This is a genomic window from Pseudocolwellia sp. G5-9 (genome assembly GCF_055808995.1).
Genome location: NZ_CM147893.1, coordinates 2410443 through 2436018 on the forward strand (window position 1 = coordinate 2410443; position 25576 = coordinate 2436018).

The 25576-nt window shown below is 37.2% G+C and carries 19 protein-coding genes and 1 pseudogene; 8 read left to right on the forward strand and 12 right to left on the reverse strand.

Annotation, left to right across the window (positions count from 1 at the left end; genetic code table 11):
• Positions 1–32 precede the first annotated feature (32 nt).
• From AC0L5Q_RS10330 to AC0L5Q_RS10340, 3 genes are all read right to left on the reverse strand, one after another.
• On the reverse strand, positions 33–1325 hold the full coding sequence (locus AC0L5Q_RS10330) for a TolC family protein (RefSeq protein WP_473607353.1): 1293 nt from the start codon (positions 1323–1325) through the stop codon (positions 33–35).
• Between the two features lie 437 nt (positions 1326–1762).
• Positions 1763–2410, reverse strand: coding sequence for a class I SAM-dependent methyltransferase (locus AC0L5Q_RS10335; protein ID WP_138522019.1), 648 nt, complete (start codon positions 2408–2410; stop codon positions 1763–1765).
• Between the two features lie 61 nt (positions 2411–2471).
• Entirely contained in the window at positions 2472–3374 is a 903-nt protein-coding gene (locus tag AC0L5Q_RS10340; RefSeq protein WP_138482548.1) for a cation efflux transmembrane domain-containing protein, read from the reverse strand.
• A 178-nt stretch (positions 3375–3552) separates the two neighbouring features.
• Here AC0L5Q_RS10340 and AC0L5Q_RS10345 point away from each other — a divergent pair, with 178 nt between their 5' ends.
• From AC0L5Q_RS10345 to AC0L5Q_RS10360, 4 genes are all read left to right on the forward strand, one after another.
• Entirely contained in the window at positions 3553–3906 is a 354-nt protein-coding gene (locus AC0L5Q_RS10345) for a hypothetical protein (protein ID WP_193332377.1), read from the forward strand.
• 82 nt (positions 3907–3988) lie between these two features.
• Entirely contained in the window at positions 3989–5206 is a 1218-nt protein-coding gene (locus AC0L5Q_RS10350; protein ID WP_473607364.1) for a TolC family protein, read from the forward strand.
• Positions 5207–5260: 54 nt separating this feature from the next.
• Positions 5261–6544 (forward strand): efflux RND transporter periplasmic adaptor subunit, encoded by a 1284-nt coding sequence (locus AC0L5Q_RS10355; protein ID WP_184424877.1) that lies wholly within the window; start codon positions 5261–5263, stop codon positions 6542–6544.
• Between the two features lie 11 nt (positions 6545–6555).
• Positions 6556–9756: an efflux RND transporter permease subunit gene (locus tag AC0L5Q_RS10360; RefSeq protein ID WP_473607372.1), complete on the forward strand. Its 3201-nt coding sequence runs from the start codon at positions 6556–6558 to the stop codon at positions 9754–9756.
• Between the two features lie 157 nt (positions 9757–9913).
• Here the strand turns inward: AC0L5Q_RS10360 and AC0L5Q_RS10365 are convergent, their stop codons facing one another.
• From AC0L5Q_RS10365 to AC0L5Q_RS10390, 6 genes and pseudogenes are all read right to left on the reverse strand, one after another.
• Complete coding sequence (locus tag AC0L5Q_RS10365; RefSeq protein WP_064435649.1) at positions 9914–10261, reverse strand: hypothetical protein; 348 nt, start codon at positions 10259–10261, stop codon at positions 9914–9916.
• Between the two features lie 13 nt (positions 10262–10274).
• Positions 10275–10592: a hypothetical protein gene (locus AC0L5Q_RS10370; RefSeq protein WP_064435648.1), complete on the reverse strand. Its 318-nt coding sequence runs from the start codon at positions 10590–10592 to the stop codon at positions 10275–10277.
• Positions 10589–11626: a hypothetical protein gene (locus tag AC0L5Q_RS10375; RefSeq protein ID WP_473607381.1), complete on the reverse strand. Its 1038-nt coding sequence runs from the start codon at positions 11624–11626 to the stop codon at positions 10589–10591. The genes AC0L5Q_RS10370 and AC0L5Q_RS10375 overlap by 4 nt, the downstream gene beginning before the upstream one ends.
• A 208-nt stretch (positions 11627–11834) precedes the next feature.
• The gene (locus AC0L5Q_RS10380; RefSeq protein ID WP_193332372.1) at positions 11835–12197 is read right to left on the reverse strand and encodes a hypothetical protein; all 363 of its coding nucleotides are present in this window, start codon (positions 12195–12197) and stop codon (positions 11835–11837) included.
• 194 nt (positions 12198–12391) lie between these two features.
• Positions 12392–13774: a PhoH family protein gene (locus AC0L5Q_RS10385; protein WP_193332371.1), complete on the reverse strand. Its 1383-nt coding sequence runs from the start codon at positions 13772–13774 to the stop codon at positions 12392–12394.
• A gap of 258 nt (positions 13775–14032) precedes the next feature.
• Positions 14033–14878, reverse strand: a pseudogene (locus AC0L5Q_RS10390) (PIN domain-containing protein); the annotation flags it as partial.
• 604 nt (positions 14879–15482) lie between these two features.
• On the opposite strand from AC0L5Q_RS10390, the gene rapA reads away from it, so the two are divergent.
• The 3 genes from rapA (at position 15483) to AC0L5Q_RS10405 (ending at position 20451) form a co-directional block, all read left to right on the forward strand.
• Complete coding sequence (rapA, locus tag AC0L5Q_RS10395) at positions 15483–18392, forward strand: RNA polymerase-associated protein RapA (protein WP_473607390.1); 2910 nt, start codon at positions 15483–15485, stop codon at positions 18390–18392.
• Entirely contained in the window at positions 18392–19060 is a 669-nt protein-coding gene (gene rluA / locus AC0L5Q_RS10400) for a bifunctional tRNA pseudouridine(32) synthase/23S rRNA pseudouridine(746) synthase RluA (protein ID WP_473607394.1), read from the forward strand. Before rapA ends, rluA begins: the two co-directional genes overlap by 1 nt.
• A 458-nt stretch (positions 19061–19518) precedes the next feature.
• The gene (locus AC0L5Q_RS10405; RefSeq protein ID WP_473607398.1) at positions 19519–20451 is read left to right on the forward strand and encodes a DUF3530 family protein; all 933 of its coding nucleotides are present in this window, start codon (positions 19519–19521) and stop codon (positions 20449–20451) included.
• A gap of 27 nt (positions 20452–20478) precedes the next feature.
• Here AC0L5Q_RS10405 and djlA read toward each other — a convergent pair whose 3' ends face one another.
• The 3 genes from djlA to AC0L5Q_RS10420 are packed head-to-tail and all read right to left on the reverse strand — an operon-like array spanning position 20479 to position 23093.
• Positions 20479–21279, reverse strand: a complete 801-nt coding sequence (gene djlA / locus AC0L5Q_RS10410; protein WP_473607402.1) for a co-chaperone DjlA — start codon at positions 21277–21279, stop codon at positions 20479–20481.
• A gap of 33 nt (positions 21280–21312) precedes the next feature.
• Positions 21313–22044 carry an N-acetylmuramate alpha-1-phosphate uridylyltransferase MurU gene (murU, locus tag AC0L5Q_RS10415; protein ID WP_473607405.1) on the reverse strand — a complete coding sequence of 244 codons (732 nt, stop codon included), beginning with the start codon at positions 22042–22044 and terminating at the stop codon, positions 21313–21315.
• Positions 22041–23093 carry an aminoglycoside phosphotransferase family protein gene (locus tag AC0L5Q_RS10420; protein WP_473607409.1) on the reverse strand — a complete coding sequence of 351 codons (1053 nt, stop codon included), beginning with the start codon at positions 23091–23093 and terminating at the stop codon, positions 22041–22043. Before AC0L5Q_RS10420 ends, murU begins: the two co-directional genes overlap by 4 nt.
• A gap of 178 nt (positions 23094–23271) precedes the next feature.
• On the opposite strand from AC0L5Q_RS10420, the gene lptD reads away from it, so the two are divergent.
• Positions 23272–25560: an LPS assembly protein LptD gene (gene lptD / locus AC0L5Q_RS10425; protein WP_473607414.1), complete on the forward strand. Its 2289-nt coding sequence runs from the start codon at positions 23272–23274 to the stop codon at positions 25558–25560.
• Positions 25561–25576: the final 16 nt, after the last annotated feature.

The window sequence follows — 25576 nt, forward strand, 5'->3', positions numbered from 1 at the left end:
ATTATCGGTCGAATTAAAAATCAATTTTTAAATTAAAGTGATAACGCTTCATTCGTTAATTTTTCAATCTCGGCCCCGTAAAACAAAGCAGCTGAAGCAGCATCAATCAGCGTGCGACGAGCGTTTAGTAGTTCTTGTCTAGCTGATACATAGTCAAGATAGCCATTACGACCTTTTTGATAAGCAATTTGGGTATCATCTAGTGCCTGATCTAACATTGGAATTACCGACTGTCTTAGTGCATTTGTCGTCAAAATAGCTTGCTGCCTATTCGAGTATGCTCGCAGCAAATGATTTCTAAGCTTTAATTTCGTTACATCTTTTTCAATGGCAACTTGATCACGCTCAGCTAAGGCACTCGCGATTGCTCCTGAGTTTCGCTTGTCAGCAAATAACGGTAGGCTAAAGCCTGCGACTAAGGCAGTATCATTACTTTCTTGAGAGCGTCTAACCCCTACAGACCACTGAATATTGGCAGTTGACTCAGTTCTGGCTAAACGCAACTCAGCTTCCTTAAGTCGCTCCTCATTGGCGTAAATTTGAATGGCAGGATTTGTTTCTAACTTTGCAAAAAGCGTCTCAAAATCACTATCATTTCCAAATTGAAATAAATCACCTGTTACCTTCGAGAAGTTCAGCGTTGATTCTCCCCAAAAAGCGGCTAAAGACAGCCTTAAATATTCTAGGCGTTTCTTTTCTGATTGAGAGGTTAGCTTAGCTTGGGCAATCGCTGCCCTCGCTCGCTTTACCTCAGCATTAGGGGTTGCTCCTGCACGATTACGTTCATCAACAATATTGAATGCTTCTTGAGCTAGGCTTAACGCATTATCGGCTAATAAGACTCTTTCTTGTGAGGCGAGCACTTCGATAAATTGTTGAGTAACTTGAGCTATCAAATTTAACGCCTCAACTTCCGTTTTAGCATTCAACAGCTTTTTAGAATTAGAAATAAGTCCAATTCTTGCAGAACGCTTATCTCCCATTTCAATCACGGAAGAAAGAGCAATCGTTAATTCAGCACTATCAAATTTATTGAAATCACCTGAACCTACAAAGTTCTCAGCTTCTACTTCAAGCTCAAATGCCGGATTTAAGCTTGCTGTTTGTTCTTGTCCAATTAAAGCTTGTTGCTTGAAATCAAATATTTTTAACTCTGGATTTTGCTTGAGTGTCCAACGTATTGCCTCTTGTAGATTAAGCTCCTTTTCAAAAGCGTTAACATTAAATGTTAAAAGCGAAATCATTAAGCACGCAAAATATTTATACCGAGGTGTTATACACCTCACCTTAGCTACCTTTCGGTGCGGTGATACATTAAGTCTCATGTATACTTTCCTATTAATTTTATTCTATAAAACTGTGGGAGTAGAAGATGGCTCTACCTAATTCTTGGGGGAATCTAAGCTAGTTTTGGTGGTCGAAATGGCAAGGATATATAACCTTTTTGCTCGCTAGAAACTATGGTCTCAGCAAAAGGAAAATCAATCACTTGGTTAGGCTCGGAAGGCACATCTGTATATATGAATAATTGGCAACAACAAAAATTGCACTCATCTACTAACGAGCTGCTATTCTGGAGCTGAGTAAGCTCCGTAGCTTCTGTTGATTGCTCTAAAACATAAGAAGAATTTATTGGCGAAAAAAAGAAAGATCATCAAAATCATTCGGCGAACAAATCACAGAATGTGCTGCAATTAATAACAGCATCACATATGTTAAATATGTTGTGTAACTAGGTAAGCGTAGAAAGGTCATTTCAGGTCTAACATGCTTTAATCAATCTAACTGTCCCTAATACAGTAGGGATAGCATCTTGTTCATAAACGTTGACAAACCCCGCTTCTACTATCAATGACGGGAGGTATCCATCAACATTATCTTTTGTCGTTTTAAAACCATCTAAACATTGAACTATTAAGAATAATGCTCGTTGTAAAATGGAGGTCGGCTTGCCCCAATCAGCAATGTACAATACCCCGCTCGGTTTGAGCGCTCTACGAATTTCTTTTAGTGTTGCTATTTTATCTAAACGAGTAAGGTGGTGAAAAAACAAACTCGAAACAGCTATATCATAAGAGTTTTCACCAAAAGGCATATCTTGACCAAAACCTTGTATCAGCGAAATATTAAGTACTTTCTCACTGAGTTTTTTTCGAAGAATATCTAATGCTGTTTGGTCAGCATCCAAGCCTGTCACCTTAAAATGAGGAAAATTTTCAGCAATTGTTTTCGTTAATGTTCCTGTACCACAGCCCACATCTAGCAGTTCATTTCCTTTGGTTTGAGCTATTTTCTTCACAATTAAACTTTTAAAAAATTTTTCTCGTGTAGTAATTGCAACGATTCTGTCATAGTAACGAGTCAACCAGTGAAAACGTAACGGAGGTATATAAGGTGTATTTTTTTTCATTGTAAATTTCCCTGTCTTGATACTGAATACGTTGCTTTCAAACAGTCATGAATAATGGCTATTAGTACTTTAACTGTAGAATTCGGCGTGCGCCGTTCAATACAACAAGGGAAATTATTAACCCGATAACTAAGTCTGGATAACGGCTATCTGTCAGCGTCACGAGAAGGCCAGCTAAGATAACACCAACATTTGCAATAACGTCGTTGGCTGAAAATATCCAACTCGCTTTCATATGAGCACCATCTTCTTTATTTCTATAAATTAAAAACAAACAAGCTACGTTAGCAATTAGTGCAACCCCACCAAATATCATCATCAACGATGAAATCGGTTCACTCCCATAAATAAAACGTCGAATTACCTCACTTAAAGCTCCAAGCGCTAAAATAACCTGCAATAATCCAGATATATGTGCTGCCCTTAATTTCAGGCTAACTGTCTTACCAACAGCATATATAGCTAGTCCATACACAGCAGCATCCGCAAACATATCCAAAGAATCCGCAATGAGTCCGGCAGATTGAGCAATAACTCCGGCGACCACTTCAACAAAAAACATAACTCCGTTAATCAATAACAGCCATCTAAGTGCTGACATTTCACTTGCTTTGTTTGATTGATCTAACTTTCTCGCTCTTGCAGCTTCTTTACTGCAACTTTCACTTGTTGATTCTAGTGAAGCACCTAAATTGAGAGATTGCAGTTTGTTAGTAATCTCATCCAAATTGTCATCATGGAAAACTTTAACTAACCGACTGGGGATATCAAACTGCAACCCAATAGTTGTGCTAATTCCTTCTATAGCCAGTCGAATTAAACGCTCCTCAGAAGGACAATCCATTTGGGAAACCTTAAAAGTACTGACAAACTTTCCGCCAAAATCATCTGAATCGATGTGGTTATTATTCAGGTCATTGCTAGCTGGAGAGGACTGACATTGCCCAGAGCATTTTTCTGACATAAAATCTTTCCATTAAATATTTTGCACTAGTGTAAACTCTATACCAACTATAGAGTCAAGAATCTTTATCTAACAATAGATTTATAAAAAGTAATTGTTTGAACTTGACTGAAATCACTAGCTCCACAGAAAACTATATGCTAACGTTTATATGTTATATTCCCATTAGGTAGTCACTTTGAACTTGGCTGTTGCGCTTAAATTACTGTTAATAGTTTCGATTGTGTTGCAATCGATAACTGCTGTCGCGTCTGCAACTTCACAAAGCCACCAAATAGATATTGAACACATACAAACCCAACATGATCACCAAAGTGATTTTAAAATTTTTGACGACAATTCAGATGAAAAAGCAGGCCACGACATCAAAGATTGTCATCATTGTGGTCATTGTAGCGGCAGCCACTTATCTTGGATATTAATTAGCAATTCAAATAGTGCAACAAAGTTATATAACAACAACCTAATACCTTATCAATTCGATCAAACAAAAGAATTTTTAGACGCTATATTACGCCCTCCTATTTCTTAAATTTCTAAATTTATATCCGTCCATTTATCGATTAAAAATCGGTAAATGAGAGATGATTAATACTTAAAATTTAAGAAGTCTTATGTATAAATATATAAAAAATACAGGCACTTGCCTGTCATTCTGCCTGCTTGTAAGTATTTCATATGCCGCTTACAGCAAGCAAAAAAGTGAGTCGTGGTTAGACACACAAATAAATAAAGATCCCGAAATAATTGAAGCAAGAGAGTTGTTAATCGCAAGCAATCATCATGCAAAAAGCTTAACTCAGGCAATATATAACCCTGAGCTTGACGCAAGTTTTGAGAAAGAAGGTGATTTTAATAACTATTCAATCGGTTTGAGTCAGACCATTGATTTTTGGGATAAACGCTCTGCCAATACGTCAATTGGCGAGATAACTCTTTATGCCAGCCAGCAGCACTTATTGAATTTAATCGATTCAAAAAAGGCCGATGCGTTAATTGCTTTGACAAATTGGCAATCAGCGAAAGATACTGCACAGCTATCTACGGAGAGAGAAAGTCAACTGCAAACCTTACTTAGTATTGTGGAAGACAAACAAAAGGCGGGAATACTTGAGCCTCTAGATGCTGAGCTGGTTTACTTAAACTTGTCTCAAGTTTTTAGTGAAATAGCTGAATATCAAATAGAGCTAAAAAATGCTGAGGTTAAAGTTAAAGAGCTGCTGCCTGATTGGACACCAGAGTTAGCCAGTAAAATCTCTATTGATTTCGATGTTGAAAACTATTCATACAAAGCTGAATGGATTGAACAACACCCCCAAGTACAATTGGCTAAAGCAAAATGGAAAGAGCAACAAGCTAAAGCACAACTAACAACCATAGAGAATAAAGCTAATCCCACCATAGGGGTTAGCGCAGGAAAAAATAGTGACGATAATATCGTTGGCTTAACATTCTCTATGCCTTTGAATATCAGAAATAACTATTCCGATGCTACTAAAGCGGCATATTCAGAAGCCGTTGCTGCGGAAGCTTATTTCCAATCCATTTATCGAAAACGCTCTTTTGAAGCTCAGGCCAACTATGAATCCCTCATGATCAGTAAAAAATACTATCAGCGATGGCAAAACCTTATGCAAAACCGAATTGATAATAGCGCGAGGTTGCTAAACGCTCGTTGGGAGGCTGGAGACATCAATACTTCAGACTATCTAATAGCGTTGAGCCAAAGAGCTAATGGATTGCACTCAGGCATTCAACTAGAAAAACAATTTAGACTCTCTGAAATAGCCTTCATTTGGAGCATGGGTCAATTATCTAAGTTCAAGATTTAATTAGTTAAAACGGCAATTAGAAATCTTAAACTTTAAAAGAATATAGGTAAAAAAATGAATACATTATTTAGCAAAAAAATATTAGCAATACTAATTAGTGGACTTTTTTTAGGTGGGACATTAAGCGGTGAAGTGTATGCTCTACAAGTAAATACAATTGACCCTGTAACAGCAAAACCCAAAGAACATAAACACTCGGAAAGTGAAGAAAATCATGTAGAAGAAGGCCATCAGGAAAATGAAGGCAACCATTCTGAAAAAGACACAGAACATGACGAACATGGTCACGACCAAGAGAGCAAAAATAAAGAAACTGAAGAGGAACATGAAGAAGGTATTACTCTAAGCCCTCAAAAAATGTCACTAGCCAATATTAAAGTTCAAAGCATAAGACCTGATTATCAATTCAGTACAATCTATGCGCCCGGAGAGGTCAAAGTAGATGGTTATAGCAGCTATGTCGTTTCTCCCCGTACCGAGTCAGTGATAATAAGCAGACATACTGCACTCGGTGAACACGTAGAAAAAGGACAAAAGCTGGTCACCCTATTTAGTGAAGCAATGGCTCAAGCTCAAGCTGACTACTTGATTGCGTCAACTGAATGGCAGCGAGTAAAGAAATTAGGCAACAAAACAGTAAGTGAAAGTCGTTTACTTCAGGCTCAAACCACATTTAACGCCACATACGGAAAACTTATCGCACTAGGGTTAACTGAAAAAGCGATAAAAGACATATCAAATAAAGACATAACTTCGTTTGGCCAATATTCGCTAGTAGCTCAGCGAGAAGGAGTAGTTTTACAAGATGACTTCACCCAAGGCCAACGAGTCGATGCGGGTGATACTATCATGCTTTTGGCAGATGAAAATAAGCTGTGGGTGGAAGCTAAAGTATCACCCAACAAAAAGCTCAATCTATCAATCAACTCTCCGGCAATAGTTAAATTAGAAGGAGAGGATTATAAGGCAAAAGTTATTCAGGAAGCCCACACGATTGATCCCATCACTAGAACTCGAATCATTCGCCTAAGTGTTAATAATGCAGATGACAATCTCCATTCAGGCATGTTTGTTAAAGTATATTTTCAATTTGCCACTGAACAAAAAGTTATGGCCGTTCCAGAAGAAGCGCTAATTAGAAGTGCGGACGGAGATTGGACCGTATTTGTTGAGGATCATCCCGGTGAATTCAAAGCGACAGAGGTTGAGTTAGGTCGTTCTCTAGGTAATTTCAGAGAAATATTTGGTTTAGAAAGTGGTACTCGTGTGGTCACTCAAGGAGCGTTTTTTGTTGCTTCTGAAATAGCTAAAGGCGGATTTGATCCGCATAACCATTAAGGAGAGCCGCTATGTTTAATAAAATTATAGATTGGTCTGTAAACAACCGACTCCTTATTTTGATTGCCTTATTTGCCACTATTGTTGGCGCAATAATGGTGATCCCAAAACTGAACTTGGATGCTTTCCCTGATGTGACTAATGTTCAAGTCGCGGTTAATACAGAAGCGCCGGGGCTTGCCGCAGAAGAAGTAGAACAACTCATCACTTATCCGATTGAAGCGGTCATGTATGCGTTACCTGATGTTGAACAAGTACGTTCAATTTCCAAAACGGGGCTGTCTGGCGTTACTGTCGTTTTTAAAGAAGGGACTGATATCTATTTTGCACGGCAGCTCGTCTTTGAACGGCTTCAAGCTGCAAAAGAGTTGATACCTGACGGTGTAGGTACGCCTGAAATGGGACCAAATACGTCAGGGTTAGGTCAAGTATTTCAATACTTGCTCGTGTCAGATAAAGACGCAGGATATGACTCAATGGCACTCAGAAGCCTCAATGATTGGATAATCAAATTGCTAATTATGCCAGTTGATGGTGTCACAGATGTCTTATCTTTCGGAGGTAATGTTAGGCAATATCAAGTGAACATAGCTCCCTCTAAGCTCCTTGCATATGGATTGTCGCAAGAAGATATCGTTAATGCACTTGATAGTAACAATGCCAACGTTGGCGGTTGGTATATGAACCGAGGACAAGAGCAGCTTGTTATTCGAGGAACGGGTTGGTTCGAAAGTGGTGAAGCAGGCATTAGCAACATTAAGCAAGTACCTGTAAAAACCGTAGATGGTACTGTTGTGACGGTTTCTGATGTCGCCAAAGTTGAACTAGGTAGTGAAATTCGACAAGGTGCGGTCACTATGACCCGTAAAACGTCCGAAGGAAAAGTTGAAAACCTAGGTGAAGTTGTATCAGGCATTGTACTCAAGCGTATGGGTTCCAATACAAAAGCAACCATTGATGGTATTAATGCACGAATTCCACTAATCAATCAGGCATTACCTAAAGGTGTTCGATTCGAACCCTTCTATGATCAAGCTGATTTAATCGAACAAGCTGTCAGTACTGTAGTCAATGCACTAGCACTTGCCTTTATCTTTATTTGTATCGTGCTTGCCCTGTTCTTAATGAATTTAAGAGCAACGTTTCTTGTTCTTATTTCCATTCCAATATCGGTAGGTATTGCATTAATGATCATGGCTTGGTGGGGAATTTCTGCCAATCTTATGTCACTAGGTGGCATTGCCGTAGCTATTGGTATGCTTGTGGACGGCTCAGTGGTCATGGTTGAAAATATGTTTAAACATTTAAACCACCCTGATTCAACACACCAACAAAGTGTAGAAGCACGTGTTCCTAGTGATGATACTGATCCCTTTGCAATAGAAAAAGATGATCATGGTATCGAGTTGCGGCTAAAACAAGCAGGCAAAGAAGTGGCTCGCCCAGTATTTTTTGCTGCTTCTGTCATTTTAGTCGTGTTCTTGCCTTTGTTTAGCTTTGAAGGCGTCGAAGCAAAATTATTCCAGCCAATGGCAATTAGTATTATTTTAGCCATCATTTCAGCTATTGTTGTTGCCTTGTTTATCGTACCAGCACTCGCCACTTTCATGTTCAAAAAAGGCATAAAAGAAAGAGAAAGCTTTGTCGTTAAACCTTTAGATAAGCTATATAAAAAGGGGCTTAAGTTTGCACTTAAACGTACCAAGTTAATTGTTGTTACCTCGCTAATTATGGTTGTTTCGGCTTTTTCAATTATACCTTACATAGGTACTGAATTCGTTCCAGAGCTAGAAGAAGGAACAATTAACTTAAGAGCAACTCTTGCTCCTTCTTCTAGTTTAGATACTGCATTGATGGTTTCACCTATATTAGAAGAAAAGTTGATGGCATTTCCTGAAGTTACTTATGCGCTAAGCCGTATCGGGCGACCTGATATTGGCGGCGATCCTGAACCAGTTAATAACATCGAGATTTATATCGGACTTAAACCTGTATCCGAGTGGACCAGTGCTTCAAACCGTTATGAACTGCAAAACAAAATGGAACAATCGCTTGAAGAGTTTCCGGGACTTTTACTGAACTTTTCTCAACCAATTGCCACCCGTGTAGATGAGTTACTATCTGGTGTAAAAGCACAACTAGCGATAAAGCTGTTTGGGCCAGACCTCAATCAATTGGCAGTTAAAGGGCAAGAAATAGAATCGGCAATTAAAGAAGTTGAAGGCGCTAGAGATGTTGCGCTTGAACAAATAGCTGGTGAAGCTCAATTAGTTGTAAAGCCAAACAGACAAGAGCTTTCACGTTTTGGCCTATCGGTCGGTGATATAATGGAAGTGATACGAGATGGTATAGGTGGAGTTGAAGCAGGACAAATCATCAACGGGAATGAGCGTTATGATATATATGTGCGTTTAGAAAAAGAATATCGTAGTAATAAAGAAGCTATTTCTGATATTCGCATTCAGTCTCCAACAGGGGCTTGGGTTCGTCTTGGTGATGTTGCAACAATCTCTTTTGCGTCAGGCCCTCCGCAAGTGAGAAGAGATGATGTGCAACGACGTGTTGTTATCCAAGCCAACGTACAGAATCGAGATATGGGCAGTGTTGTTGCCGATATCAGACAAGTAATCGCCGAGAAAGTCGATTTACCTGCTGGCTACTCTGTTGCCATTGGTGGTCAATTTGAAAGTCAACAACGAGCACAACAACGGTTAGCTATAGTGGTTCCTTTATCTTTGGCGCTAATTGCTCTTTTGCTTTACTTCGCATTTGGCTCAGTTGGTCAAGCCATGTTGATTTTAGTTAATGTCCCATTAGCTGTTATCGGCGGTGTTTTCTCCTTATATTTCTCTGGGCAATACTTGTCCGTGCCAAGCTCCGTTGGCTTCATTACACTATTTGGTGTTGCAGTGTTAAATGGTGTGGTTATGGTTGAAAGTATAAACCAGCGAATTAGAGATGGCTTAGAAGTCACTGATGCTGTTTTTGAAGGAGCAACTTCTCGTTTGAGACCTGTTCTTATGACAGCAATAACATCTGCATTAGGTTTAATACCGATGTTAATGTCAAATGGTGTAGGAGCTGAAATACAACGACCACTGGCAAGTGTTATAGTTGGTGGTTTGATAACAGCAACATTACTCACATTGTTTGTTTTGCCTGTTTTATATCGCTGGTTCTCCAAAAAGAAAATTGAGGAGTTATCCCGCTAATTCAATTTTCATCAATTGTGAAGCTTCCGAATCAAGGAATATGAATTGGAAGCTTCGCTTTATTGCTATCACTAAAAAGCTAGCTATTACGTAAAATTACTAATCTGATCGAATATTGAATTTGTTGAAGTCATTCTAGACTCCTTATTTTCGTTATTTAATGACTTTTATGTTGAGACTTAAGTTGCTCTCTCATTTCTAAAACTCGATCTGCCGAATAAGCTCCTGCTCTCATAACAACCAATTCAACAAACGAAATATCAATTAACTTGTGGTCAACATCAATCACATAGTAACTCCCATTATGTGTGGTTATTTCTAGTTTATCCTCGACAGCAGTTTTGCTAATAATCTTTGAAGTTACTATTTGCTCAAATGGCCGAAATCTGAATGTTTCATCGTCAATAACCACCCCTGATAAAAACTCGCCAATAAATGATTTTTCAAATTCTTTATAGTCATAGACTGAGACTATGTAGGCATCCTTTAAAAATGTTTTATCCATGTGTTACTCCCTACTAATAGCTAGCAGGGAGCATATCTCGCAACTCTAATAACTCATTTGGAGAATACATACACTCATGCATTAAATTGAACTCAAATACATTTACATCAAACTCTTTTGGTTCAGCATCTAAGGTATAAAAGTCAGCACCAAAAGTTCGGAACTCAAGGCCATTGATTTCGATAACTTTTGTTGTGAACAAAACTTCTCCCTTTTTACCGCAATCACTATCTTCAGCAAATGTGGCGTAAAGCACCTGTTCAACTTTTTCCTCTGTATCAGATTGAATTGAGATAAGTGTGGCGTTAGTCAGTTTGATTTTTGGTCTCATGCTTTCGCTTCCTTGTTATCCTCAATGCTAAACGGGCGAAAAAAACTTAGATATTTAACCCCATCGACTTCTAGTAAATTCTTGTCAGCATCAAAATGTGACAGAACACTAGATTGATACAACGAAATGTATTTTTCATAATCTATGGTGTTAAAAAAATTGGTATCAACGCGACGGGCATAGAAAATTAAGCTCTGCTGGTCTATACGAATAGTAAACTTTTGATCTCCATCTACGTTTTTGACCTGTAGACATAAATCGGGTTTGTGCCAATCAGATACATAGGAAGGAACCAGTGGGAAGCCATAAACCAAATAACGCATGCCCTCGATTTTGAAGGTTGTTGGACTGAACTGAGTCTTGCTTACTTTGCAGCTGTTGAATAGTTCGAGTGTCAACATCAGCCAATGTTCATGTTTCGAAAAGCTATTTCCGTCGGATATACAGCCTTCGAATTCACCATCATGGTTTACATGATTGATGTACATGTATTTTTTAATGTTATCCAAGGAAAGCTTTTCAAACGGAAACTTTGAAGCGATGAGCCTGAAATAACAACCATGAACTTTTAAATCTGCATATTGAACTATCAACGGATCATCAAAGGCATCAAAGTATGGTCGCCACTCTAAGCGGAAGTCAGCTCCTGTATTTACAATAAACTTGGAATCTTCAGGTAACCCTAATACTTGGTATATCACTGAAACTAACTCTAAAGTTTCGATATCTACCAGCATCAAGCTTTCAATTTCAGATGCCATTGAGGTGATTTCCTGATGAAGTGATTCAATGATTTCCGAATCATCGTATTCATTGATCATCAAGTATTTAAATGATTCGTGTTCTAGAATTGAATTAAGATTGTGGGTATCAAAAGCTTCATGCAGACGCTCATGCGCTTGTGTAAAGTGAGCACAGCTATAGACACCTCTACTCCAAAGTCCTTGTGCATATAAATCTGGTAACTCAAAAAGTAATGCGAAGTCTTTAGCTTGTTTATTTAACTTATTTTTTAATTGATATAGCGAGATCATTTAGTTCTCCAAACAATACTGCAAAAGAACAATGGCCTACAAACACATTGTTTATTTGACTATTTGAATCACTAATTTTTACGGATGCTCCGCTTCACTGTTCACGTTTTTCAAGTGGAAAAACATGCGTAGGCGTAGGCTGTCCGTTCAGCCTTCATCATATAATATCGCCAAAAAACAAAATGACAACTTACGTATTTGTACAATCTTAGGTAGATATTTTGAGTTTGAACTGCTCAAAGCTAAGCCCAAATAGGGATATAACCATTTCCTCATCTATATTGGAGCCGGGAAATTTTTTTTCAAAATTTCCGATGATGCTATCTAGGTGGCTAGCCAATATTTTTACTAAAAATATTTCCGAGTTTGGTGATAGAGCAGATAGTGCTATCAATGAGTTGTCAAAGGATTCAGCTTTTATTTTTACTAGTAAATCGCTGTAACTGTCACAGCCATACAGACAAATAGCAACCCCTTCTTGGGCTTGTCCAAGGGGAATTGATAACTTTTTTGACAACCTCTTTGCCTGACGCTTTATATTACTTATAAGCGCTTCTGATTCAAAAGACATACGCACACCAAAACATAACAACTAAGGTCCACAGCACCTAAGTCATTACATCTTCAATGTATGATTAATCTTTTAAACCCAGAGTAAATCCATTTCGTCCGCAAGTGTGGAAACTGGCTTCTCTGAAAAGCCACTACAATAAGCAGTGGCTATTGTCGCAATATTATAAGTAAATGTGAATTGTAGTTTGATGTCTACATGTTCTTTTCAGTGAACTCAGCTAAGCTACTACGCTCTACTTCATCAAAAATTAGAACAGACCCTTTCTCATAGTTTCTATACACATTAACAGCCGCACTTGCACCAGACGAAGCAGGTGTTACAAACTTATCATCAATCTGGGCAAGGTTACCAAGTACAATTGTACGACAATTTTTACCTCCCCTACTAAGCATCCCTTTAATTTGAGCGCGTGTCATATTTTGAGCTTCATCAATGATTAAAACAGCATCGTCTATTGAACGGCCTCGAAAGTAAGCCATACTAGTAAATTCTATATTGGCTTTTTCGATCACATGCTCAACTGTTGCATGAATATTTGTTTCATGATTATCATCTGAATGCATTGAAATTAATGCATCGGTAATGCCTGCCAGAAGAGGCATCGATTTTTCAGTTAAATCCCCCGGAAGAAATCCGGGATCGTCGTCCATGAAGTCTCTAGAGCGTACCACAACGATTTTTTTGTACTTTTTCAACTCCAATACTTGATGCAGCGCCGAAGCAACTGCCAAAAAAGTTTTTCCGGAGCCAGCAGGGCCAAGGATAATATTTAAGTCATAGTAAGGGTCTGTTAATTGGCTTAAAGCTACCGCTTGACGCTGATTTTTTGGCAATATGCCCCATACCTTTTCTTGCTTACGAGGCAATAACTTTGTGTATACCTCAGTATCAGTCACTTCTGAAATCCGGCCAATGTGTCCGGCTTCATCGTACCAATACATGTTTGGCTGAACTTCATCGTTGAACAAGCTGATTGGGAATGTATAAACCTCTCCTGAGACTTTGAAATCTTTATCTGATTCAATTCGATCAAAAAGATCACCTTCAAAGGCTTGTACGCCTGTATAAAGCAAATCTATATCTGCGATTTGATTATCAACGGATACATCTTCAGCCATAACACCAACAGTTCGAGCTTTTAATCGCATATTGATGTCGCGGCTAACGATGGTAACGTCTTTATCTAACTCTTTCTGAAGATGGAGTGCATAGTTAATTATTCTATTGTCAGCATCGCTACCTATCGTGTGCTTTAATTCTTTTGCCATGTCCAATTGAGTATCAATACCAATGAACAACTTGCCTCTTTTAGCTGTTTCAGTAGAAGGCAGTGGAATACCTGCTTCCATTTCTTCTGCACTGTGCCCATTAATTATGTCTTCAAGCATACGAATACATACACGAGCATCAGCACTTACCGATTTATTGGTTCTTTCTTTTAAATTATCTAACTCTTCTAAAACTGTTAGACAGATGTATACATCTTCACTGTAAGCGAGCAATGACTTTGGATCATGAACTAGTGCCGATGTATCTAATACTCTTGGGTTTCTGTGTTCACTTAGATTATTCATTTTAGTTCTCCTTTGAGAACGATTTTCATTAATTAGCATTTTAGATTTACCTTAGGTTTATTATTTTTGTTTGTGCCTTCTTGCAGGTTAAATCCGTTATTTATATTTATTGATTAATGGTTCTGTTCTTTAAGTCACACTTAATGACATGTTAGAGAGATTAGATCTGAGCTTGTTATAAATACTCAATTTCTTCAGTAAGAATAAGGTCTGTAGATAGGTCTGCACAAATATTGGAAAAAAGCTTGCAGTAATACCTGTTTTACCACTCCCTGCTGCGCCTGTTAAAATAACTAAATCAATGGTGGGATCTAGCAAAGCATCCATTGCCATACCTTGATAGATGTTTTTAGGATTAATTCCCCACGCTTGTTTAGCCATTAAACGTTCATAAGATAAATCAGCAATGGCGAGTCTTCCTTCATCCCAACCCGTTATTTTACCTGCAAAGTGTTGGCTATCATCTAAAATATATTCGTTCATATAGCTATTAGGTAAAACATCTCTGTTGACGTAATGAGTGGTATTTCTTCCCTCACTTTCGCTATCGCATTCATCAATATGCTGCCAAAAATCACCTTCAAACTTATGGTAACCTTTTGATAAAAATTGAATATCGTCAATAAGTTGATCTGTTCTATAATCTTCAACGTGCGCTAATCCGGCTCCTTTAGCTTTAAGTCGCATGTTGATGTCTTTTGTTACCAGTACAACTTTTTTCTTTGGATTTTCTTTCTGAATATGTAAAGCGGCATTAATAATACGATTATCATTTTCATTAAACGACAACGTACCTGCGGTTTGTTTTAAGGTGTAATCATTAAAAATAGATAAATGACCACTAGGATGTTCAGGATCATTTTCAGGTAACTTAACACCTGAAAGAACTTCTTCAGGCGATGCATCAACTAAGGAATCTTCTAGCGCTCTTATGGCAACTCGTGCATCTCTGCTCACATCTCTCTTTCGATCTTTTATGGAATCAAGTTCTTCTAATACCGTCATAGGGACAATAACGTCGTGTTCTTTGAAAGATAAAAAAGCGAGAGGTTCGTGGAGTAATATATTGGTATCTAAGATATAAATAATTTTATGTTCATTCATATAGGCATCCTTAGTTTAGGCACTAGGTATAATTTAATTGAGGAGGAAAACATAAATACGATTTCACTCAAATGCTTTGCCAAGCTATGTATCGATATTTTTTGATAAAATGATCCTCTACGTTAATGAATACTACATCGAATCATAAGAGTATCTAAGCTTTATTACGATTATATGAAGTCATGTAGAGCATACTGCTTCATATTTTTTTAACTCTTATAAACTAAATATAGACCATATTGAGAGATTTATTGTTGATTTATTAAGATCTTAAAATCAATATTTTATAATTAATATTACTCGACTTTGTGCGGTTAAATATAAAGCAATAAAAGTTCATTTATTAAACTAAACTCTATTATCTTTACTATTATTACAAAAAAGAGAAAGCATTGACCTGTATGAGTTATACCCATTTAAAAACAATTTACCGAAAATATTTTAAGTAAACAGCCATGTTTTTATATAAAAATTATATGACTAACTAAATTCTTTCTCTTTTTAGCACTTTTTTAATGACCCATTTTACGAAAAACGTTACTATAGCGCCCGTTTTTCAAGCCCTATTACCTTATAAAGCTAAATTTTAAAAGTTGGAGTTGTTATGTCGTTTCACCCTGGTCAACGTTGGATAAGTGATGGTGAGTCAAATCAAGGACTTGGTACTGTTACTACTGTTGAACACAGATTTGTAAGTATTGTTTTTACCGCTACTGGAGAGTCAAGACAATACGCAATAGCGAACGCTCCGCTTACACGCGTTATATTTAATGAAGGCGACACTATTCCTAGCCATGAAGGTTGGACGTTGGTTGTTGAATCGCTTGAAGATATTAACCATTTAATTACTTATCACGGTACTCGACAAGATACAGGTGAAAAAGCCTCGATAAAAGAAGTGATGATCGATCACTTTTTAAAATTCAATAAACCTCATGACCGTTTATTAAATGGCCAAGTAGATCGTTTAGATTGGTTCCAGCTTCGTAAAGACAGCCTAAAACATCAGCATACTCAGCAACAATCAGAACTTATGGGCCTAAGTGGTGGCCGAGTGAGTTTAATTCCTCATCAGTTATATATAGCTGAAGAAGTAGGAAGTCGATTTGCTCCACGTGTTTTATTAGCTGATGAAGTTGGTTTAGGTAAAACCATTGAAGCGGGTTTGATCATTCATCAACAGCTGGTAAGTGGCCGCGCACAACGCATTCTTATTATTGTGCCTGAATCACTCATGCATCAATGGTTGGTTGAAATGCTACGTCGCTTCAACTTACCTTTTAGTATTTTTGATAATGAACGCTGTGTAGAAAGCTCAAGTTCAGAAGATGGCGCTAACCCATTTAGCTCTGAACAATTAGTATTAGTAAACTTAAACTTTATTACTGAAAATCCAAAATGGTATGAAGCACTTATTGCCGAAGACTGGGATTTAATGGTAGTTGATGAAGCTCATCATTTAAATTGGACACAAGACGCTCCAAGTATTGAATATCAATGTATTGAGCAATTAGCACAAGTAATACCTGGTGTATTATTACTTACGGCAACACCTGATCAATTAGGCCATGAAAGTCACTTTGCTCGTTTACGCTTACTCGATCCTGATCGTTTCTTTGATTATCAAAAATTTATTGCTGAAGAAGAAAACTACACTCAAGTAGCTGATGCCGCCAATACACTTGTAGCAGGTGAGCGACTAACTCAAACACAATTAGATACACTGACTGACTTATTAAAAGAGTCAGACATTAGCTCGCAATTAGCGATTATTAATGAAGACGACAGCGAAGCCGACGAAGCCCGCCAGCAAGTGCTTGCGCAATTATTAGACCGTCACGGCACAGGTCGTATTTTATTTAGAAACTCGCGTAATACCATTAAGGGCTTTCCTGAACGACAATTATTACCTACGCCTTTAGCAATGCCAGAGCAATATCAAACCATTATTAATGATTTGTTATTAAGTGATAGTGTTGACAATTTACGTGAGCTTTCACAAAGTAAATTCGTATTTACTCCAGAAATATTATTTGGTTTAGAGCAGCATGATAATTGGTATGACGTTGATCCAAGAGTTGATTACTTAATCAATTTATTAGACAGCTTAGGTAAAGAAAAACTACTTGTTATTTGTGCACACGCGCAAACGGCTATCGATTTAGAAACCGCGCTTCGTGTTAAAGAAGGCATACGTGCTGCAGTATTCCATGAAGGTTTAAGTATTTTTGAACGTGATAAAGCCGCGGCTTACTTCGCACAAGACGAAGACAGTGCGCAGTTATTATTATGTTCTGAAATTGGTAGTGAAGGTCGTAACTTCCAATTTGCTCATCACATGGTGTTGTTCGATTTACCAAATAACCCTGATTTACTTGAACAACGTATCGGACGTTTAGATCGTATAGGTCAAAACCAAACAATACGTATTCATGTACCTTACTTTGAAGATTCACCGCAAAGTTTATTATTTAATTGGTATCACCAAGGTCTTAATGCTTTTGAACATACTTGTGTTACTGGCCATGCAATATTTAAAGAATTTGGTGCTAAATTACAAAACTTAGCTTTATCTGCTCAATGGCAATCAGACGAGTCTGCTCAGCTTATTGAAGCAAGCCAACAAAAACATTTGATCATTAAAAAAGAATTAGAAAGCGGTAGAGATAAACTACTTGAACTTCATTCTTCAGGCCAAGGTAAAGCCCTTGAATTAGTGAAGAAAATAGAAAAACTAGATGAACAAATTGAATTACCTCAATTTATGTTTCAAGTACTTGATGTGTTTGGTATTCAGCAAGACGATAAAGCCGATAACTCTATCGCATTGCAACCGTCTGAACATATGTTGAACAGCAACTTCCCTTGTTTACCTGAAGATGGAACAACGATTACGTTTAACCGCGACACGGCACTAGTTTCTGAAAACTATCAATTACTGACTTGGGATCATCCTATGGTACGTGGTGCTATGGACTTAGTGCTTTCTGACGAAATTGGTAATTCGTGTATTGGTTTATTAAAAAATCCAGCGCTACCTGTAGGAACTTTCTTTGTTGAATGTTTATTTACCGTTGAAGCAACAGCGCCAAGCAACTTACAATTAGGCCGTTACTTACCTACCACACCAATACGTGTATTAGTGGATAAAAATGGTAACAACCTTGCTGATAAAGTGGGTGAAGAAGTGCTTGATCAACAACTTAGCCCAACCAAAAAACAAGTAGCCCTTCAGTTAGTTAAGGCGTTAAAACAGCAAATTACACCACTGGTGACTAAAGCTGAAGCACATGCCGAAACCAGTGTTGCTAGTATCCAACAAAATGCGCTTGATACCATGCGAAACAATTTAGATAAAGAACATGCTCGATTAGCCGCGTTAGCGAAAATTAATCCGAGTGTTCGACAAGAAGAAGTAGATTTTATTCAGCTACAAAAATCTGAGCTTGAAAGCTATATCAACAAAGCACAGTTGAAGTTTGAAGCGATAAGACTGATTGTTGTAACTCATTAATGAGTGCTAACCCTGACTTTGTCTATCAACCGCCACTCGATCCCTATTTACACATAGTTTATAGGGATAACGACCTTATTGTTTTAAACAAAGGTAGCGGACTGTTAACCGTTCCGGGGCGATTACCTGAACACAAAGACTGTTTAGAAAACAGAGTAGCGCGGGTATTACCTAGCGCTACTGTTGTGCATAGGTTAGATATGGCAACGTCTGGCATCATCATCATGGCGCTAAACAAACCTACCCATGTCGCTATTAGCCAACAATTTGAAAAACGTAAAACCAAGAAAAAATATATCGCTAGAGTATTTGGCCGTGTAAAAGAAGCCCAAGGCTCTGTCGACCAGCCGCTTATTTGCGATTGGCCTAACCGCCCTAAGCAAATGATTGATCACAAAAGAGGCAAACCCTCTTTAACTCATTACAAAGTGCTCAGTTATGGCGACAATTCAACCTTAGTTGAACTAACACCTATTACAGGTCGCTCGCATCAATTAAGAGTTCATATGCTTTCAATAGGTCACCCTATTTTAGGAGACCGACTTTATGCTCATACTGAAGCTCTCGCGATGGCTAACCGACTAAATTTACACGCTCAAATGCTAAGTATTTCTCATCCCGTAACGCATGAAGAAATGACTTTTTTAGCTGATTGCCCGTTTGAGTAGCCCTCTTTATATACCCGTTATCATTCAAGATGCAGGTTTCAGTGGGAACTAAAAACAATTTAGGCACAGATTTCATGTTCCAGACGAAATCTAAGTACATACATCCATGTATGCAAGGCATTAAGTTTACGTCATGGTTATTCCCTTACTAAAGTTAATAACGAAGCATAAATTGTTTTTAGACCCATCGAAGAAGCGCTTGAGCAAAATCACTTCTTCGTTAATGCTTTTTATAAGGGAACAACCATTATTACAAAGCACTGCCTTGAATTGATATCGCTCAAGCGCTCTGAAAAACGCATCTTGATCGGTAACGGGTATATGCTTTAAGCTATAGTTTTATATTCATCTAAGTTTATTTATCTCATTTTTTATTAAACAATCATCTAAGCAAGTCGATACATACTTATACCTGCTCATTTTGTAGGTATAAGTAAACCTCTTCACTTTAGGAATTCATGTTGTTGCGTATTTTATTTATTACTGCCCTTTTCTATTTAATACCTAATATACTTGGGTATAACCACGCACAAGCGTATTTTTATTTTGCCGAGGAAGAAGAAGCCGCTGAACCAGAAAAGGTTGATGAAGATAAAAAGCAGCCCTCAAAAAGTATTCAACGTAGTGATATAAAAATAGTAAAACCCGTCAGTTCATTCGAACAACAAAAACAAGATCTCACCCATTATTTATCCGGTAGTAAAACTCAATCAATTAAAGCGGGCGATAGCGAATATATTATTATTGAAGAAAGCAGTTCAACACAAAACAATAAAGGCGTGGCGATTTTAATACCTGATTGGCAACAAGGCGTAGCAAATCCAAAAGCCATGAATTTTTTACGAAAAAATCTTCCCGATGCAGGCTGGTCTACAATCAGTGTGCAATCACCTAATAAGCCAATGAACTACCCTTCGGTAGCATTAACAAAAGAAGAAAGAATAGAACAAAATAAAGCGGCGCTTATGCCCTATCAAAATGAATTAAAAAGCTTAGTCACCGCAGTAATGGAAAAAGCTAAAAATTACCCCGGTATTTTTTTGGTGATCACAGAAGGAAGCCAAGCAGCGATACTGATAGATCTTTATAAAAACAACCAAGATTTATTACCCGCAGCACTGATTACATTAAGTGCAGGCATGTATTCTGAATTAGAAAACGATACTTTTGCGAAAAACATAGCGATGTCTGAGTTGCCTGTTTTAGACTTGATACTAAAAAAAGACCGTAATAGCGTGCTAGAAAATGCCATGTTAAGAAAGAAATACGCTACAAAGGAATTGAAAGTTTATTATCGCCAAAAATATCTACACAATATGGTTCCGGGCTATTACCCAGAACAAACATTATTAACTGAAGTTAATGGCTGGTTAAAAACAATCGGTTGGTAATTTATTCAGAATAAAAATATTCTCCTCCTAACCTCTTGCTTTAGTCACCGCTTCATATGCTGATTGAATATCTTGTGTTTTTTGTTTAGCCATTTCCATCATTTCAGGAGGTAAACCTTTTGCCATCAGCTTATCAGGATGATGTTGAGACATGAGTTTACGGTAAGCTTTTTTAATTTCTTGTTCGCTCATTTCAGGCGTACAACCCAGTGCTTTATAGGCATTGCTAAGTTGTACCTTTGATGATTGTGGAGATCTATTGCCTTGTTGATTAAATTGGTCACCCGCAATAATCATTTCCAGCAAGCGATCTAAATCTCGGGTAGAAAAGCCTAAAATTTTAGCTATTTGGTGCAGCGCTTCACGCTCTTCCTGATCTAATGTGCCATCAGCAAAAGCCACTTGAATTTGAATTTCTAAAAACATCAGCAGTAAGTCATGACGCTTACCGCATTTGTGAGTAAAGTCATCCAATCGTTCTTTTAAAGGAAAACCGACAACTTTTCCGTCTCTAAAGGCGTCTTGAGCTTGTTGCCTAATATCGCCCGTTAAGCCCAATTTATCCATGTAAGCAGTAGCAAAGGCGATTTCTTGAGGAGTAACTCTACCATTAGCTTTAGCAACATATCCCATAACAGAAAAAGTTGTAGAGAAAAAAGCTTGTTGCCGCTCTGCATCTGTAAAACTTTGACCTGCCAAGTTATTAAAATTAAACCCACGTCCTTTATCAAAGCTATGACCGATCCAAACGCCTAGCAAAGCACCAAAAATATTTTTACTCAGCATGAAGCCAAATAAACCACCTAAAATTTTTCCCCAAACTTTCATGTTACTTTTACTACTCTAATTATGTGTTTATGTTTAACAAGATATCGTATTGTTAAGTTCATTTAATCGTTCTGGTGTGCCTACATCAGTCCATTGACCTTTCAATATAGTACCAGAAAGCTCTAAGTTTTCCGCGGTTTCTCTCAATAATGGCCCTAATGGCAATACATTTTCATTGGTATAAGCGGTAAAAAATTCAGGTCGATATAAAGCAATACCACTAAAAGTGAAAGACTGCTGCTGTTGGTGCTGATTAGCTTCACTTGTAAGATTATGTACTTTATTACTTTTGTTTAGCTCAGAAGCCTCTTCCGCAAATAAAAAATCACCTTTTATATTATGCTCTGGATTAGCGACCAGCCAAATATTAGCTAAGCAGTCTGATGGTAATAAAGGAATATGTGTAAAATCAAAGTCGGTATACACATCTCCATTTACGACTAAAAAAGGAGCATTAGGTTCATCTTTTTCTACTAATAATGGTAAGGCTTTAATAATACCGCCTGCAGTTTCTAAAGCCCCTTGTGTTTCTCGACTATAATGTATTGAAACTCCCCATTTGCTACCGTCTTGTAAGTACTCTTCAATTTTATCACCTAACCAAGCATGGTTAATAACAATATCGGTAATACCCGCTTGCGCAAGCTTAACAATATGATGCTCAATTAAGGGCATGCCTGCTACTTTCAATAAGGGTTTAGGGCAATCATCTGTTAACGGACGCATTCGCTCACCACGTCCTGCGGCTAATATCATCGCTTTCATGAATGATTATCCTTACTTTTTACTTTATTTTCTAACCGCGGTATTACTTTATGTAATACCAAATCATGTATAAAACTCAACTCTGGATACTTAGCACTAATATCAACAATATAAGATAAAGTTAACGGAATATCTTTTAAGTAACCGTTTTTGTGATCTCGATGATATAAACGAGCAAAAATACCACTGGCTTTTACATGGCGTTGCATTCCCATTAAGTCAAACCAACGAAGCCATTGCTCTTGTGTAACATCAGGATATTTATTATCGACATCTATTAATTGGCAGAAGTAATAAAAGAGGTCTTTTACTTTTGCATCAGGCCACCTTACATAACAATCTCTAAGTAGCGACACGATATCGTAAGTAATAGGGCCAAAAACAGCATCTTGAAAATCAATAACACCTAACGCTATCTCACTTTCGGTGGTATCTGCAGCCTCTTGTTCAGAGTTTATTAGCATCAAGTTACGACTATGGTAATCTCTATGCATTATCACTTGAGGCTGTTCAAGGGCGTTATCTACTAAGACTTTAAAACAAGATCGCAGCTGCGCTTTTTCTTCCTCATTAAGTGTAATGTTTAAATGTACACCTAATAACCATTCTGTAAAAATATGGCACTCTACATTAACAAAGTTGGCATCGTATTGAGGTAATGAGTAATTTTGAGGTAATTGTGCATTCGCTATTTTTGGTAAAAGCTTTATAGCGGTTTGATACGAATATTCCATATTCTCAAGCGTTAATAAGTCACTAAAAAGCTCATCACCAAAGTCACTTAAACACAAAAAACCTAATTCTAAATCTGAAAATATAATCTCGGGAACGTTAATAACTTGTTGTAATACTTTTTGAATTTCAACAAACGCAAGATTATTCGACATTGCAGGAATGGCATCAACAGCAATATAAGACTTATTGTTAATATTAAACCGATAATATTTTCTAAAACCCGCATCGCCGGTTAGTGAATGTAATTTTATTGAATTAATATCAAAATTGTTACATAGCCATATATTCAGTTGTACTAATCTTGATGGGTTCAATATTGCTACTCGCTTTAATTAACTGACAAAGAATATTTTATTTTACTATGATTTAAATTAGGGAAATACATAAAAGCCCTATATTATTGCAATATTTAACGTTAAAATGCGCGAAAATTTAATTTCTCCTTATAAAATTAAAAGCAAATTATAATTAAAGCTAATTTCCGGAATATAAATGCCTTTTCCCAAAACCATTACATTGCTTTTTTTAAGTTTATTCAGCGCAAAATACGCAGCTGCAAACGATAACTTTACTGCATATCAACAATGTCCTATTCCTAGTTACGCTAAATTAGCGACAGAAGAAATACCTAGTGATGTAAAATCAATAACCATTACATCTCAACATGCCAAAATTGAACAAAATCAATATGCTAAATTTACCGGTGGTGTTACTTTATTTACCCCTTCGGAAACTATTATTGCTGATGAATTAGAATTAAATAGACAAGATTTATTAGTTAATGCACAAGGTAATATTCACTTTCAAAATGATGGTATTGACGTATTTGCGTCTCAGCTTAATGCAAGTAAAGCTTTAGGTAGTACAACCTTAAGTGATACCTCGTATCAATTAATATCAAATGCGGGCCATGGTTCAGCAAAATCTATTTCGGTTAATCAGCTAGGCGTACTTTCCTTAATCGACTCGTCTTTTACTACCTGCTTTGGAGAAACGCCTGATTGGAATATTCAAGCAAGTGAATTAAGAATTAATGCCGCCGAACAACAATTAGAAGCATACCATGCTCGATTTAAAGTATTTGATGTGCCTGTATTTTATATCCCTTACTTTACTATGCCTATTGGCACTGAACGCCATTCAGGTGTTTTATTTCCAAGCATGAAATCTTCAAGTAAGTCTGGCTTTGAAATGGAGATCCCTTATTACATCAATATAGCTGAAAATATGGATGCAACATTAACACCTCGCTTTATGTCTGAGCGCGGTACACAGTTAAATACAGAATTCAGGTACTTATTCGGCCAGCAATCAGGCAAGCTTGATATTGAATATTTAAATAGAGATCATAATTTAACTCAAAATGACGATGCTCGTTATTTAGCACGTATTCAGCATGTGGGTACTTTTTCAGACCGTTTTCGCGCTTATGTTGACTACACAACCATTAGTGATGATAACTATTTAGTGGATTTAAATAGCGATCAATATAACTCAAACGATGCTTACCTGTATCAAATAGGTGAACTCTCTTATTTTGGCGATACTTGGAGTGCAAAAGTTCAACTACAAGATTTTGAAATTTTAGGTAATTACACACCTAGTTATCAAACAGAACCTCATATTGAGCTGAGTAAAACTCATCGCCTTCCTTTCGGTAATGCAATGTTTAACATGTATTCTGAAATGACTCGATTCACCACTGACGAAATAAATTTACCAACAGCTGAGCGTTATCATTTTGAAGCAGGGTTTACTTTACCTATATCTCGCCCTGCTTGGTTTATCAATTCAGAACTTAAATTATTACAAACCACTTACAGACAAGATAATATCCCTGTAGGCAGCTTACTCAAAGAAAAAGTCAATCGCACTTTACCTAAAGTGAGAATACACGGCGGGATGAACTTTGATAAATTAATTACTTTTAAAGATAAAACTTACACGCAAACACTAACACCACAATTACAATATTTGTATATACCCAATAAAGATCAAACAAGTATTGGTTTATACGACACAACTACACTACAAGATGATTTCAACGGATTATTTAGAGATAAAAGGTTTAGTGGGTTAGATAGAATTGCACAAGCAAATCAATATTCTGTGGGGGTTACAACACGTATATTAGATCCCGAAAATCAAGAGCGCTTAAGAGTGAGTCTTGGCCGCATTATGTACTTAAATAGCAAAAGTGATAATGAAGATCTTAGCTCATCTCAAAATATTGCTGTTGCTGAATCAGCCTTAGCAACAGAAGTCTATTTAAGAATTAATGATGTCTGGCAATTTACCAGTGATATTCAATACAATACAGAAAACAGCACAACGAATAAGAGCCAAAGTAAAATAGATTATCAATTTAGTAAAAATCAAACAATTCAATTGAACCATCGCTATACTCGTAATGTCTCAGGTAATAGACTTGAGACATTGTCGCTGTTAAGTAATGTGAATTTAGGTTCCAACTGGCAATTAGTAGGCCGTGTAACTCAAGACATTCAAAACAAACGCAGTTTAGAAAGCTATTTAGGTATGCAATACACAAGCTGTTGCTGGGGTATTCAATTCTCTTTTCATCGAAACATCAACACAACAATTGATGAAGAACAGAACAACCTAGTAAGCAACAATGATAGCCGTGATGCATTTGATAGCGGATTTAAGTTTAAATTTGTATATAATGGCGTGGGCGATAAACAAGCATCAGATAGTATATCGGACATGTTTAACTCAAGTATATTTGGCTATAAACGCCCTTACTTTCTCAATAATTAAAAGAATTCAACTGAAT

Excerpts from the sequence above, each read along its gene's own strand:
- djlA (WP_473607402.1), bottom strand. The coding sequence starts at position 21,279 with ATGAAAGTTTGGGGAAAAATTTTAGGTGGTTTATTTGGCTTCATGCTG.
- murU (WP_473607405.1), bottom strand. The coding sequence starts at position 22,044 with ATGAAAGCGATGATATTAGCCGCAGGACGTGGTGAGCGAATGCGTCCG.
- AC0L5Q_RS10355 (WP_184424877.1), top strand. The coding sequence starts at position 5,261 with ATGAATACATTATTTAGCAAAAAAATATTAGCAATACTAATTAGTGGA.
- AC0L5Q_RS10350 (WP_473607364.1), top strand. The coding sequence starts at position 3,989 with ATGTATAAATATATAAAAAATACAGGCACTTGCCTGTCATTCTGCCTG.
- rapA (WP_473607390.1), top strand. The coding sequence starts at position 15,483 with ATGTCGTTTCACCCTGGTCAACGTTGGATAAGTGATGGTGAGTCAAAT.
- lptD (WP_473607414.1), top strand. The coding sequence starts at position 23,272 with ATGCCTTTTCCCAAAACCATTACATTGCTTTTTTTAAGTTTATTCAGC.
- AC0L5Q_RS10335 (WP_138522019.1), bottom strand. The coding sequence starts at position 2,410 with ATGAAAAAAAATACACCTTATATACCTCCGTTACGTTTTCACTGGTTG.
- AC0L5Q_RS10370 (WP_064435648.1), bottom strand. The coding sequence starts at position 10,592 with ATGAGACCAAAAATCAAACTGACTAACGCCACACTTATCTCAATTCAA.
- AC0L5Q_RS10340 (WP_138482548.1), bottom strand. The coding sequence starts at position 3,374 with ATGTCAGAAAAATGCTCTGGGCAATGTCAGTCCTCTCCAGCTAGCAAT.
- AC0L5Q_RS10380 (WP_193332372.1), bottom strand. The coding sequence starts at position 12,197 with ATGTCTTTTGAATCAGAAGCGCTTATAAGTAATATAAAGCGTCAGGCA.
- rluA (WP_473607394.1), top strand. The coding sequence starts at position 18,392 with ATGAGTGCTAACCCTGACTTTGTCTATCAACCGCCACTCGATCCCTAT.
- AC0L5Q_RS10375 (WP_473607381.1), bottom strand. The coding sequence starts at position 11,626 with ATGATCTCGCTATATCAATTAAAAAATAAGTTAAATAAACAAGCTAAA.
- AC0L5Q_RS10360 (WP_473607372.1), top strand. The coding sequence starts at position 6,556 with ATGTTTAATAAAATTATAGATTGGTCTGTAAACAACCGACTCCTTATT.
- AC0L5Q_RS10330 (WP_473607353.1), bottom strand. The coding sequence starts at position 1,325 with ATGAGACTTAATGTATCACCGCACCGAAAGGTAGCTAAGGTGAGGTGT.
- AC0L5Q_RS10365 (WP_064435649.1), bottom strand. The coding sequence starts at position 10,261 with ATGGATAAAACATTTTTAAAGGATGCCTACATAGTCTCAGTCTATGAC.
- AC0L5Q_RS10385 (WP_193332371.1), bottom strand. The coding sequence starts at position 13,774 with ATGAATAATCTAAGTGAACACAGAAACCCAAGAGTATTAGATACATCG.
- AC0L5Q_RS10405 (WP_473607398.1), top strand. The coding sequence starts at position 19,519 with ATGTTGTTGCGTATTTTATTTATTACTGCCCTTTTCTATTTAATACCT.